The organism is Chitinophaga filiformis (genome assembly GCF_021646545.1).
GTDB classification, from domain to species: Bacteria; Bacteroidota; Bacteroidia; order Chitinophagales; family Chitinophagaceae; genus Chitinophaga; species Chitinophaga filiformis_A.
Genome location: NZ_JAKIRP010000016.1, coordinates 116,600 through 130,620 on the forward strand (window position 1 = coordinate 116,600; position 14,021 = coordinate 130,620).

General features: G+C 47.0%; 10 protein-coding genes. 3 read left to right on the forward strand and 7 right to left on the reverse strand.

Features of this window, described 5'->3' with window-relative positions:
• Positions 1 to 5 precede the first annotated feature (5 nt).
• The 5 genes from L3C95_RS28770 to L3C95_RS28790 form a co-directional block, all read right to left on the reverse strand.
• Positions 6 to 1,571 (reverse strand): purple acid phosphatase family protein, encoded by a 1,566-nt coding sequence (locus L3C95_RS28770; RefSeq protein ID WP_236393667.1) that lies wholly within the window; start codon positions 1,569 to 1,571, stop codon positions 6 to 8.
• 144 nt (positions 1,572 to 1,715) lie between these two features.
• Positions 1,716 to 2,234, reverse strand: a complete 519-nt coding sequence (locus tag L3C95_RS28775; protein ID WP_236393668.1) for a 3'-5' exoribonuclease domain-containing protein — start codon at positions 2,232 to 2,234, stop codon at positions 1,716 to 1,718.
• Between the two features lie 553 nt (positions 2,235 to 2,787).
• Positions 2,788 to 3,825 carry a tRNA dihydrouridine synthase DusB gene (gene dusB, locus L3C95_RS28780; RefSeq protein ID WP_236393669.1) on the reverse strand — a complete coding sequence of 346 codons (1,038 nt, stop codon included), beginning with the start codon at positions 3,823 to 3,825 and terminating at the stop codon, positions 2,788 to 2,790.
• A gap of 444 nt (positions 3,826 to 4,269) precedes the next feature.
• Positions 4,270 to 5,598, reverse strand: coding sequence for a hypothetical protein (locus tag L3C95_RS28785; RefSeq protein WP_236393670.1), 1,329 nt, complete (start codon positions 5,596 to 5,598; stop codon positions 4,270 to 4,272).
• Between the two features lie 170 nt (positions 5,599 to 5,768).
• Positions 5,769 to 6,878, reverse strand: a complete 1,110-nt coding sequence (locus L3C95_RS28790) for a suppressor of fused domain protein (RefSeq protein WP_236393671.1) — start codon at positions 6,876 to 6,878, stop codon at positions 5,769 to 5,771.
• Between the two features lie 219 nt (positions 6,879 to 7,097).
• Between L3C95_RS28790 and L3C95_RS28795 the strand changes: the two genes are divergently transcribed.
• Positions 7,098 to 8,444, forward strand: a complete 1,347-nt coding sequence (locus tag L3C95_RS28795) for a DEAD/DEAH box helicase (protein ID WP_236393672.1) — start codon at positions 7,098 to 7,100, stop codon at positions 8,442 to 8,444.
• A gap of 71 nt (positions 8,445 to 8,515) precedes the next feature.
• Here L3C95_RS28795 and L3C95_RS28800 read toward each other — a convergent pair whose 3' ends face one another.
• Together L3C95_RS28800 and L3C95_RS28805 are read right to left on the reverse strand one after the other, a co-directional pair.
• Positions 8,516 to 9,247, reverse strand: a complete 732-nt coding sequence (locus tag L3C95_RS28800; RefSeq protein ID WP_236393673.1) for a DUF481 domain-containing protein — start codon at positions 9,245 to 9,247, stop codon at positions 8,516 to 8,518.
• A 13-nt stretch (positions 9,248 to 9,260) separates the two neighbouring features.
• Complete coding sequence (locus tag L3C95_RS28805) at positions 9,261 to 10,244, reverse strand: App1 family protein (protein ID WP_236393674.1); 984 nt, start codon at positions 10,242 to 10,244, stop codon at positions 9,261 to 9,263.
• An 87-nt stretch (positions 10,245 to 10,331) separates the two neighbouring features.
• Between L3C95_RS28805 and L3C95_RS28810 the strand changes: the two genes are divergently transcribed.
• Positions 10,332 to 11,240, forward strand: a complete 909-nt coding sequence (locus L3C95_RS28810) for a diacylglycerol/lipid kinase family protein (protein WP_236393675.1) — start codon at positions 10,332 to 10,334, stop codon at positions 11,238 to 11,240.
• Between the two features lie 155 nt (positions 11,241 to 11,395).
• Positions 11,396 to 13,846 (forward strand): alpha/beta hydrolase-fold protein, encoded by a 2,451-nt coding sequence (locus L3C95_RS28815; protein WP_236393676.1) that lies wholly within the window; start codon positions 11,396 to 11,398, stop codon positions 13,844 to 13,846.
• Positions 13,847 to 14,021: the final 175 nt, after the last annotated feature.

The following is a 14,021-nucleotide window of genomic DNA, read 5'->3' on the forward strand; positions in this document are numbered from 1 at the left end:
ATGTTTTATTTTGTGGTAATGATCGTAAAAGTATCTTTCAGACAACTCTGGTTGTCCTGCACAGTGTATTCAGTTTTACCTGAGCGGGCCACAACCGTGATGCTCCTGGTCTGCTGCTCCTTTTCGCTCCACTTGTAATTGCCCGTGAAGGAAGCGGTCAGCGTTACTTTACTTTTAGCTTTCACGCGCAATACAGTGTGTCTGTTCACTTCCTTCATCACCGTGAAATGGTCCCTGATCACACCATCCGCACAGATCCATTTCAGGTCAAGACGATTGCCCTGCACTTCGAGCAGCGTAGCGCCGCCATCTGTTGCATTGGCATACTGCATGGCATCGTGCGGATAGCCGGGCTGTGTACCTCCCAGCTTACCTGCAGAACCGCTCAGTACATATACGGTGCCCTGGTTGGAGCTATCTTTTACATATGGACAGGAATTGTCACTGCCGTCATACAATCCTGAGGACTGGCTTAAATTATGCTGTGCGGCACTGTATGTAGCCTCCATGCCGTAGTGCCCTTTCATCAGGCGGGTACGCTCGTAATCGTGGCTATGACCGCATAATACCATGTCTACGCCATAACGTTCCAGTATGCGGATAAAATTCTCACGGATATGTACCAGCTCCATTTCTTTATCCGAATTGTGGGACCCCATCGTATAAGGAGGATGATGCCAGTAAGCTATCACCCATTGCTTATTCTTATTCGCTTCCAGGTCACGCTTTACCCACTGCACCTGTGGACCGGCCGTATCATACAGACGGTATTGCTCGGCTTCTTTTCCGTAGGAATCCAGCGATAAAAAATGGATGTTCCCGATATCAAAAGAATAGAATGCCTGTGTATTGGAAGGTACTCCGCCAGATTCACCCTTTGTGGGCATGGTAAAGTTCTGATAGTAGGCTGTCTGGTGTGTACGCTGTGCCTGCGCCACTGCACCCGGGAAGTCCCTGTCGTTATAGTCGTGGTTGCCCGGCGCCGGGAACATGGGATATTGCTTTAACAGGTCATCTTTGTATACATTAAAGAACTTCGCCTGAAACTCGGCATCTGTACCGCTGTTATAGGCATTATCGCCCAGCAGTATCCAGGCGTCCATATAGTTTTCTCCCAGGTATTGCAGGACAGATCGTTTCACATTACGCTGGTTCACGGAATTATTTCCGCAATCGCCAAACACGCCGATGCGGTACATTCCTTCTTTGCCCTGTTCGGGCAGCGTGTAAAAATAATTGGCGCTGTCTCCCTGCAATACGCTGGTGAAATCGGCTATTTTATAGTAGTAACGGGTATGTGGCTGTAATCCTTCCAGTCGTACAATATGCTCTGTAGTTAGTGTGGAGTCATTGACAGTATGGTCTGTGCTTTCTTTTTTTTCACCATACTGCACCCTGCTCCTGGTAGCAGTATTGGTACGCCAGCGTATGGTCATACTATGTGCAGATCCGGCCTGCAGGTATGGTCCGCGGATCAATGATACGGTTGGTTCTTCCTCAGACTGTGCTGCGGATACCAGGCTGCCTGTCATTAAAAAGCCTGCCAGCACGCAGGAACGTATTATACCCATCTCCTTAATTTTTCTGCGAGGTAGTCATTTTAAAATACTATAGTACTACCGGATGTATGAATTAATTGTTAAATAAAAATGACTGCATACATGTAGCATAATCGCACATATAGCAGTCAACCTTATTTGATGTAAAGATAAAGACTAGAGTTTCAGTTTCAAACCCATTGTTTGTTTCATGGTCAGCAGGGCTTCGGCATTTCCCCTCGCATCATCCACAGGATGATGGGTGTGCGCTGAGCGCCGCAGGTGTTTAAAGGTTTTGAACATATCCTTCTCCATTCCCTTGTACACGCTTCCCAGGTTCTGGGAGCTGAACCCGAAAGGGTTTTCGCCCAGGAAATGATGAAAATACCAGCAGACGAACATCCAGTCAAAACCGTTATTGTCGCTGATGAAAATAGGTCTGTCTGTACATACGTTGCCGATCCACCGTTTGAAATCAGCCATTACTTTGCGGGGGTCGTCGAATGTAAGGGTCTCCGCCCGGGAATGCCCGGATACGGCAAGCGCCTCGGGTACAAACTTGTCTGATATCGGCTTTAATCTGCCGTAAAACGTCTTATCGAGGGCGTTGTCCACTTTAATAGCGCCCAGTGAGATCATTGAATAATCTCCGGGAATAGGCCCATCGCTTTCCACATCAACCATTATATAGGCCATGTCAAATTGTTTTTTCAGATAATAAAATTAAGTTTAAACAGGAGTACTGCCTGTTGGTGTTCCAGTCCTGCAAGGAGCCTGCTGATACTGTTTGTCTTAGCCGGGGTAAGGGGTATAAGGATCTTAAGGTGCTTTGCGCTGAAATACGTTGTTTATAAACGGCGGCAAAGATATAGATATTTTTATTTAATATCAAGATTCTGTATGGTGAATATTGCTGATGATACCTCGGTTTCAGGCTGGGACCACTGGCTGTAGTTCTTTGAAGCGCTAGCTATTGAACATCTGAAATAGTGTGGGCTTTTAAATATTAAATCCCGATCAATCGTACGGACAGCTTCAATCAACTAAGGCCAGTGCTTCCCACCTGAAACCGCAGTACTTACAGACTTCCTCCTGTAGTGTGAATGCCATAAGACATCGGGATACCCATACAATTGACACGCATATACGACACATCTGAGGAACAATTAACAGATTCTGTTGATTTCAGGTCCGAAGCCGAAACTTCAGGCGTTACACTGCTTCATTGATATTCCTGCTAAAACAGTATTTAAAGCGCACAATTCTCGTGATAGTTGATCAATTTAATCGGAGTCTGGCTGAATTCAAAGCCGGCATACGCCTCTCCTATTTCATCCAGGACGGTCATAATTTCAAGTGGATCGGTAGGAGTGACCAATCTGCTTCTGAATGTTTTGAAGTCGGGCAATCCCTTCAGATAATTGAAATAATGCTTACGCATACTGTAAATACCCGCTACTTCGCCCTTCCATTGTACGGATTTTTCCAGCTGGCGCTTGCAAACGCCTATGCGTTCTTCCAGCGTGGGTGCTGCTAGCATCTCCCCTGTCCGCAGGTAGTGTTTTACCTCCCGGAAGATCCAGGGGTAACCTATCGCTGCCCTTCCAATCATAATACCATCTACGCCGTAGCGGTTTTTGTATTCCAGGGCTTTCTGTGGACTGTCAATATCTCCATTACCGAAAATCGGTATATGTATGCGGGGATTATTCTTCACTTTAGCGATCAGCTCCCAGTTGGCTTCGCCTTTATACATCTGGGTACGGGTACGTCCGTGGATGGCGAGGGCTTTAATACCGGTGTCCTGGAGGCGTTCTGCTACTTCTTCAATGTTTTTGGTATCCTCATCCCAGCCGAGGCGGGTTTTAACCGTTACGGGCAGGCTGGTAGCCTTTACGCAGGCGGCAGTCAGCCGGACCATCAGATCAATATCCTTCAACACACCTGAACCGGCGCCCCTGCTCACAATCCCCTTAATAGGACAGCCAAAATTGATATCCAGAAGGTCTGGCTGCGTCATATCCACGATTTTGGCGGCCATAGACAGCTTTTCCTCGTCTCCTCCGAATATCTGTACCCCAACAGGGCGTTCCTCGTCAAAAATGGCTAGTTTCCGGCGACATTTGTCCGTATCCTTCACTAATCCATCGCTGGAAATGAACTCCGTATACATCAGGTCGGCCCCGTTCTCCCGGCACACAACGCGGAAGGGAGGATCGCTCACATCTTCCATAGGCGCCAGCAGTAAGGGGAAGTCGGGCAGCACAATATTGTCAATCTTTACCAAGGTTGCTTGTTTATTTGAATCAAAGCGATGTCCGGATATCAGCCTCTTCAGGGACCGTAAAACGATCTTCGGGAGGTAAAATGAGTCACCGTCCAAATTGAAGGGGCAAAATTACAAAAAAAGGCGGGCCTCCTGAAGTCCCGCCTGAATGTTCAAAAAGTGTCTTTCAACTGGTTGTCCTGGTTGATATACTCATTGTTTCTTCACTGTCTATATAAACCATCATAAAGGCAAACATTCGCATGACTGCAATGTCTCCTGTTCCGGAGACATCTATGATATCCCCCCTGAACCGCAATAGATTCCAAACATATTCTATGACAATCCAGGGAGGGGTATACTTATACCCAGGCTCAAAATAAAATAACCCGGCCAAAAGCCGGGTTATTTATATGATGTTCAATAGCGATATTATTATTCTGCAGACCAACCGGTCTTTATTCATCAGTTCAGGAACACCTGATACTGAAGAATAAAACTTCCTTTTCGATCAATCTTGAACGCATCCTGTGTGGCTGCATCCACCTGATATATGGGGCGGCTCTGGTAAGCAAAAGTCAATTTGGATGTATGCCCTTTCAGCAGCCAGCTGAAACCTCCATCCCAGAATGCCATATTATCTTTCAGTCTGTCGTAATGTGCATATTGTAAACTGGCGTAAGGCATAATGGTTGTCTTTCCGATCAGGTTATTTTTAAACTTATAACCCACCTGTCCGTACAACAGGTTACCGGTTCCAAAGGAAGGATAACCATTACCGCTGCCATTGAGGATATCTGTCCTGGTTGTACCATTAGCGGGATTCATTGTAGCCTGGTTACGGATATAACCTCTACCCCAGTTGAAATTAATATAAGACGCATAAGCGCTCAGCGCCGTCCCCGTTGTTGCATTGATAGGCGCATCATAGTAGACGTCTACTGCGAAATGCTGCATATTGGTCTCTACGGTATCTCCGTTGTTACCCGCACGCCACATCGCATCAGGCTGGATCTGGAAACCGGCGCCGATATTAAATACTCTCCTGGTACCTAAGTAAGTACCGGTGGCGTATGCGGTAGTATTCGCTTCCTGATCGAGGAACTGCCATTGGAAATATCCATGCCACTGCATTTTAGCAGGTTTGGCAGAAAAAGAAGAATGAGTACCAACGGTGGGCACATACCCATTGGATTTCTGTACCGCCATCGGACTGCTCATTACTACACGATAATCCAGTTTGCCCAGCTTACCTTTTGCATAGATGCTCAGCTTACGCAGGAACTGGTCTGTCACGTCGTTGGTGCTTTGCTCAAACAAAGGAGCATCAACCCCCATGATCGAACCAACTGAAGGAGCTGAAAAACGGCTCAGGCCATTCCAGGCGCTCAGACCACCACCGAGGGATAAATGTTTTCTTACCACTTCATATTCACCGACGATATCATGAATGAAGAAACCAGCTTTCCTGTCGGAAGAATAGTTGAAGTTGTTCATACCGATCTGCGAATAGATAAACACACGGTCGGCAATTTGTCCGAAGGCCTGAAATCTCGCCCTTCTCACCCCAATGTCGGTAAAGTTGTCTTTCGCATACCCGTTGATCGTAGTACCGGGGTTCATGTCTGTATTTCTGAGCCAGATCTGCGACACTAATGTGAACTTGAAGTAGTTACTGCCATCTTCGTTCAGCCAGATCTTGCCGTCTTTAAATCCCTGGGAGTATGCACTCATTGTGCTTCCACTGATTAGCAGCGTACATGCTGTCAGTTTCAAGAGTTTTCTGATTTTCATTTTCGTTTACTTTCTTTTCGCAGCGTACAGTGTAGGTTACCCCAGGACTGTCATGCAGTCAATTTTAAAAAATAATTTCCACTTCCCTTTACTCTCTTTTTGCAGAGTACAGTGTAGGTTGCCCCGGACTGCCATGCAGCCAATTTAAAAATATTATAGTTGTATATGACTTACACGATTGCGTCTCTCTTCCGCACAATATGGGTTACATCTCCCTCTATCATCTTCTCCAGCAGTTCGTATCCTCCATTAGGCTGGCGATGAGCAAATTCCCGCTCACTCAGTGTGACAGGACTTGCCCAGAAAAGATTCACTTTGTCGCCATACATTTCCGGCAGCGCAATGCCTTCGCCATTATACAGTGCGGCAGACAATACGATACTTTCAAAAGGCGCCGGTAGTTTACCGGAACCGATGGTATGCCCTTCTCCCAGCCAGCTGATATGCCTCCAGGGTATGTCTGCCATACCGGAGATGCCTTCCGCCATCCTGGTGATCTCTTCGTCTGTATAGTCATCTTTACTCACAGCGAGTGCGATCTCCATTCTTCTGTAAGCAGGTGCATTGTCGTTGTACAGGTAGGATACCCATGGCATCGGGCGGATGCTCACACCCATGCTCAGGAAATAAACCACATTATCTTTCTCAAACTTTCCAAGTGCCATTGGCGGCCATTGGTTATTATCTATTGCAAAATATTGCAGCATCTTGCCGAAATGGCGTTCGTAGGTGGCAATAAATTGTTCCTGTATCACCGGCCACTGGGGCGTCTCAGCATTCGCCCACTGTTGTCTGAACTGTACGGCATCTGCTACATGTTTATGCTGTTCATTTTTACCAGGTTGACCGAGCGGGAATACAAGTGCATTGGCATCTGAATCAATACAATCTGCCGCATAAGCTACCGGTTCCTCTGTATACAGGCTCCAGCCGGGTATTACGCCCAGCGGTTTTCCGTCATATAGTACTGCAGCGCCGTCTTCTTCCGGCATCCACACGATAGATAATAATTCTGCTTTTAAAGGTGCGCTCCCTTCAGGATGATTAGTGAAGCGTGCTTCCAGCATAGGGGCGTCTCCGTTCTCCATAGCTGCACTATCCCTTTGTGCAGGGCCGGGCTGTAAATTGCGTAGCCAGCAGGCACGCATACGATATTTCTTGCTATGCAATTCAGCAGGATACAGGTAAAAATAAGCTGTCCGTTCGTCCTGCTCTACCACCGCATACATGGTGTAGCGGCTGTTGGCTTCTTCTATCAATACTGTTGGTCCGTTGCTCATAATCTGCAAGATAATTACTTATCATTAAAGAAATAACCTGATATCATTTATTTACCATACCTTTGCGTCACTTTTATTCTCTTCCTCACCAGCTTTTGCAGTTACCCTTCAAAATATTGTGTTGGTTTGCGAGTAAGGCGGGTAAAGTATCAGCAACATCACCGGACAAGCTCCACTGCTGATAGCCTTACCAATATTTATCATTAAAAACTCAAGATTTTGTCATTTGAACAGTTAAGGCTCATCGAGCCCGTGCTGAAGGCCTTGGCACATGAAGGTTATACCTCTCCAACGCCCATTCAGCAACAAGCCATACCCTTTGTACTTGATAAGAAGGACCTGCTGGGTTGCGCCCAGACCGGTACCGGTAAAACAGCCGCTTTTGCGATACCCCTGCTACAATTAATGCATGAAGACCAACAGGCTTCACGCAAAGGCCCCCGCAATATTAAAGCGCTTATCTTGACGCCCACCCGCGAACTGGCGATACAGATACAGGAAAGCTTCACTGCCTATGGCAGGTTCCTCGACCTGAAAAGCCTTGTTATCTTTGGTGGCGTTTCCCAGCATCCGCAAACAGAAGCTCTCAAAAGAGGCGTAGACATTCTCATCGCCACACCGGGCCGTCTGCTGGATCTTATCAGTCAGAATTATATCACACTGAGAGATATTAAATACTTCATCCTGGATGAAGCCGACAGAATGCTGGATATGGGATTTGTACATGATGTAAGACGTGTCATCATCAAATTACCTGAACAACGGCAAACGCTGTTCTTCTCTGCTACCATGCCTCCGGAAATACAGACACTGGCAAACGCTATCCTGCGTGATCCTGCCAAAGTAGAAGTAACACCGGTGTCTTCTACCGCAGAGACCATCACACAGTCCATGTACTTCGTGAACAAAAGCGACAAACGGAATCTGCTGCTCCACATCCTGAAGGATAAATCTATCCGGACAGTACTGGTATTCACCCGTACAAAACATGGTGCAGACAAGGTGGTAAAAGACCTGAACAAAGCAGAGATCACCGCTGAAGCCATTCATGGAAATAAATCACAGAACGCCCGTCAGCGTGCTTTGAGCAATTTCAAGTCACAGCAGACGAGAGTGCTGGTAGCTACAGACATCGCCGCCAGAGGTATCGATATCGATGAACTGACACACGTGATCAATTACGAGCTGCCAAACGTACCTGAAACTTACGTCCACCGTATTGGCCGTACAGGCCGTGCCGGCGCGAAAGGAATGGCGATCTCTTTCTGTGAGGGAGAAGAAAAGGCATTTCTGAAAGATATCCTGAAGCTCATTGCACGCGATATTCCTGTTGTGACAGAACATCCTTTTCACAATGGCGACAGTATGTCGGCTCCAGTACAGCGTCCCGTAGCACAGAAACCTAAGCAGCAGCATCCCCGCGATAAGAAAGGAGGTTTCTCCCGCAACCGGCAGGGACATGTGGCGCCACGTCAACATAAAGACAAAGGTAATGGTAATGGTCAGCCGCGACATGGACAACAGCAACGTAGCAATCAGCAACGCGAAAGATCCACATCGAAATAAGCAGATATTGTAAATAAAAAAATCCCGGTCTGTACATACAGGCCGGGATTTTTGTTTACATAACATTCACCTCAGAAGTATTTCTCCACCGTAAGCCCATAATTAAACAACAGGTTCTCCCTCGCCGTGCGATTTAACTTGTTGTATGTCATCGTTGCCGTAATACTTAGCCATTTCCGCAACAGAATAGAAAGATTCGATGTAGAGCGGATATTGAAATCACTGCTGTGCTGCAAAGAATTCTGCAGGAAATGAATACCATCAATAACAATAATATCACGTATGACGAACTTATACGACAGGCGGAAAGAATTCCTGAAAGTATGATAAACATCCCGGATGGTATCTTTCAGGAAAAGATCGCTGTTTTCAAACAGGATGCCATCACTGAGTGAAAGATAAGCGCTTTTTCTGTCCAGGACATTGTACGCAATGCCGGCCCCTCCCTGGAAACGGTCGTTGATCTTAAGTGAGTAGCTTTTATCGTAGTTTGCCAGTCCCCAGTAATAGATCTGCCGCACGGCCCTGAACAAACTAAAGTCCATGGATGCAGCAAAGTCGTTGTTAGTCTTCACACTGTCCTGCTCACCATACACCCATCCACCGCTGGCATTCAATGCAATCTTTTTCTTGCTGACACCTAATTTAAAGTTATTATTCAGCAGATATGACCTGCCGTCCTGCGTTCTGTTGATAGATCCTGTGGAAGAGAACTTGCCGTAGTAATGAATAGAATCACTGAATTGCCCCCGTGCTGTGGTGTAACATACAATAGTTAGTAACAAGATAAAAACACACTTCATAATTAACATACATTCATTTATGGTCAGTGACCAGTCCCAGTTTCTTTGAATGGGCGATGGCCTCCCGGCTATGTTTAAAATAGCAACAGGGAATACCTCTCCCACTGATCACGCCGGCAACTTCCTGTGTAGCGGCGTAACGACTGCCTCTGACATGGCGCAGATAAACAGCAACGATCTGTGAAGTGAAATGTTTGGTGATAGCCTCGTAAATATGCGGATCTTCCTGCGAATCGTCTCCCAGCAAAATAAACCGCATATGCGGGTAATGCTTTAGTATACGGCTGATCCTCGTGAACTTTGTAGCATGATGCTGCTGTCCGCTTTTCAGCAACATGAGCAAAGGTTTCAGCTGACTTAAAAGGAACACGCCTTCCGGCAGTCCATTCATACGGCAGAACTCCCGGATATATGCGTACAGGTTCCATTCACTGCTCGATACGTAAAAGAATGGACGTGGCGGACGTGTTTTATTCACGGCATCACTCAACATTTTATAATGATGCACCACGCCTTCAAAAGGCTTACGTGTACGCGCATTGCGGGTAAACAGCACATGCAGCCTTTTGAGAAAAGAGGCAGAATGCGATACCAGGAAGGTATCATCAATATCGGAAATACATCCGAACTGACTACGATGTGGAATTATTACTACACCTATAGCACGTGTTACCGGGCTTTCTTCCACATTCGTGATCCGGACCTCCACTACATGATCACCAGGTTCCGGCATGGCCTCTGGTACCCACTGCAGATGAAAAAAGCCATCCGACTCCGTCACTGCAGTAATGGTCTGTCCATCCCATTCCAGCTGCACCTGCGCCCCTTCCCTTGGCTTTACCATGAATAACCGCAACAGGGCTATCATATTGAACAATGGGAAGCGGCTGTACCGCATGGCTGGTAATGGTCCCCGGTCCAGCACATGACCGAATATTTCCAGCTGTTCCACACCGCCTATCCCGTGGTAAACTCTGATGTGAGTTCTTCCTTCCAAACCCAGCCAGTGTAGAATTTTGTTCCATACAGACATTCAGGCGCTTATTTTGTAATGAACAGAGAGTATTAATTACATATAAAGCACATGGCGCAGCAAACATCTATGCAGCTCCGGCTCCTTTTTGTGATCAATCCTGTTTCAGGCGGCAAAAAGAAGGCCGATCCTGAAACATTCATCAAAAATTATTTCCGTGAACGACAGGAAGAAGTCCACTTTTTCACGCTGGATAGGCCACAACAGCCGCTTAGAGATGTTATTAAAAAAATAAAGCCCGGTTGTGTAATTGCTGTCGGCGGCGATGGAACTGTGAAGATGGTGGCAGAGCAGCTATTATATACAGGCATTCCCATGGGTATCCTTCCAGCCGGTTCTGCCAATGGCATGGCCACAGAATTATATATTCCGGCAAACTGGGAGCAGGTGCTGTCCCTCATTACCAGGGAACAGCCATCTACTGTGATGGATATAGACCTTATACAGATAAATGGTAAAGAGATCTGCATCCACCTGAGTGACGTAGGACTGAATGCGTTACTCGTAAAGCACTTCGAGCAAAGAGGCATCCGCGGGAAACTGGGTTATGCGTTATCCGCTTTCAAAACGTTATTGAAGAACAGGCGGCTGGAAGTAAAAATAGAGAACAGAAAGATGCATATCGTTCGCCATGCCCATATGATCGTGCTGGCCAATGCGCGGATGTATGGAACAGGCGCCAGCATCAATCCTGACGGTAGCCTTACTGATGGCTTGTTCGAAGTAGTGATCTTACGAAAGCTGTCCATTGCTGAATTGCTGAAGATGTTATTCAGGCATCGCCCCTTTGACCCCGCCAAGACAGAGATCCTCCAGGCCGACCAGGTAACTATCAGTACCCGGAAGCGGGCGCACTTCCAGATAGACGGTGAATACCTGGGTAAAACCAAACTGGTACGCGCCAATATACTGCCTCAGGCACTGAAAGTGATCGTGCCTGCTCCGCCGGAAGCGCGTTAAAATCATATTATCCATTAAGTGAAAAATATCAGCTGGAATCCTGTATGGATATAGCTCTTGGGAGACACCTACCGTTCTTCCTACTACCTGTCCACCGGTCATCATTTGTATGTATTTGTACTCCTCGCTTTCTATTTTGTACACAAATGATTTATATGCGGAAGATTCTATTTCTCCTGGCCCTCCTGTTGCCAGGATATGGCCTATTTGCCCAACAGACCTATGTGTTTAAGGACGGATTGATCAGCGGCCCCTGCCATCAATATGGCCGGACCGCGTTATTTACAGATCAGCTGGCATGGGCGCTCAGCAATGGAGAGCTGAAAACGCCTGTAAAAGATGCTGCCTCTTTTCCGGACGAAAAAGGCACACAACAGCAATGGCAGGGTATTACAGCCAATGCAGAAGGTTCTTTTGCCGGCCGTGTGATCAACAATGGCTACCTGTATGTTTCCTACAACGCGCCAAAGGCACAGACAGCCATCCTGAACGTTACCGGTCACCAGATGGTGTATGTAAATGGTACTCCACATGCCGGTGATATGTATCGCTATGGCTGGATGTACATCCCGGTACAATTACGCCGGGGCAATAATGAATTCTATATCCGCACGGGCCGCAGCTTCGGCAGACAAGGTATCAAAGCCCGGCTGCTGTTTCCCGAAAAACCAGTGTATATCAGTATCGCCGATTCTACTATGCCATTCGTCGTAGCAGGCAATAATAATAGTGATCTGTGGGGTGCGGTTGTAGTCGTGAACACTTCTGCACAATCACTCAAAAACCTGCAGATACAAGCCACTGTAAACGGTAAAACCGTTACTTCAACGATCCCGGAAATAGCGGCGCTCAGCACCCGTAAAGTAGGCTTTAAGTTCGATGCATCCGGTGCGGCAAACAACGGCTATAATTGCACACTGGTGTTAAACAATCAGAAGGCCACTGTCGATACCAAAACTTTCGCATTGAAAGCAGTCACCAACAAAGACCATTACAGCAATACTTTCGTAAGTGACATAGATGGCAGTGTACAATACTACGCCGTATCGCCGCAGGCAAATCCTAACGGCAAAGCACCTGCCTTTTTCCTTTCTGTACACGGCGCGGAAGTACAGGCTATTAACCAGGCAAGCGCCTATAAATACAAAGACTGGGGTGTGCTGGTAGCGCCTACCAACCGCCGTCCACGTGGGTTCAACTGGGAAGACTGGGGTCGCCTCGATGCGCTGGAAGTGTTGAATATCGGCATCAACAGCTTCCGTCCTGATCCTGAAAGGATCTACCTGACGGGTCACTCAATGGGTGGACACGGTACGTGGTACCTGGGTGCTACATACGCCGGTAAATGGGCTGCTATTGCTCCTTGTTCGGGTTATCCTACCCTGATGGGATACGGTTCAGCAGATGGACTGATCCCTGATTCTCCACGCAACAGTACTGAACAGGTACTGCTGAGGGCAAGCAATCCAAGCAACACCTTTAAACTGGCAACCAACTACAAGGCAGGCGGTGTGTATGTTCTTCATGGCGACAGCGATAAAGTCGTTTCTGTCGACTATGCAAGGCAAATGAAAAAGATACTGGCCGACTTCCATAAAGACTACAGCTATTATGAATATCCTGGCGGAGAACACTGGTATGGTGATACCTGCGTGGACTGGGGTCCTTTATTCCAGTACTTCAAATGGCATACGATTCCCGCAGATACCAGCGTGAATGAAATTGATTTCACTACCGCCAATCCCGCTATCTCTGCAGCACACCACTGGGTACGCGTCTTACAACAAGAGCACGCGTTGGAATACAGCCGTATACAGCTCAGCAGGAACAAATCGCGTAATGCTATTACCGGTACTACTTCCAATATCCACACACTGGCTATTGATGTGAAAGACGTGCCTGTAGGTAATACACTCAGCATTACACTGGATAATAAACCAGCAGTGACTTATACCCGTAAAGCCGGTGATAGCCTGCTGTATCTGCATAACGGCACACAATGGACTGCCGGCGCGGCGCCAGCAGCTACCGACAAAGGCGCTGTGCGGAACGGTACGTTCAAAGAAGCATTCAATCACCGTATGGTGTTTGTGTACAGTACTGGCGGACAACCCACAGAGAATGAATGGTCGCTGAACAAAGCTCGCTACGACGCAGAAACATGGTATTACAGAGGCAATGGTGCAGTAGATATTGTTGCAGATAAAGACTTCGATGCTGCAAAATATCCCGACCGCGGTATCATTATCTATGGTAATGCAAGCACCAACAAGGCATGGAAACAATTGCTGCAAGCCGCGCCCGTACAGGTAACACGCGGTAAAGTAACAGTGGGTAAGCAGGAATATTCAGGAGAAGGCTTAGCTGCTTACTTCATGTGGCCAAGAGCTGACAGCAAAACTGCTTCTGTTGCCGTTATTGCGGGTACAGGATTAGCAGGTATGCGTGCTGCAGATGCTAACCAGTATTTTGCCGGTGGTAGCGGTTTTCCTGACTATATGATCTTTAATGTTGACCTGCTGAAAGGAAATACTGCAGCAGTGAGAACAGCTGGCTTTTACAATAACGAATGGAAGCTGGACGAAAAAGAAATGATCAGAAACTAAGGTCAGATCAGAATATAGCGAAAATGCCGCGGAGAAAGCACTCCGCGGCATTTCTATTTATCGCAGTAATTTATGTGGTTAAACAGATTTACATAGTTTGAGGAAAGAAAAGCATAGACATCCTACAAGATGTGTAAAATTTCCCATAACCGTTGGATACATACAATACATGTCA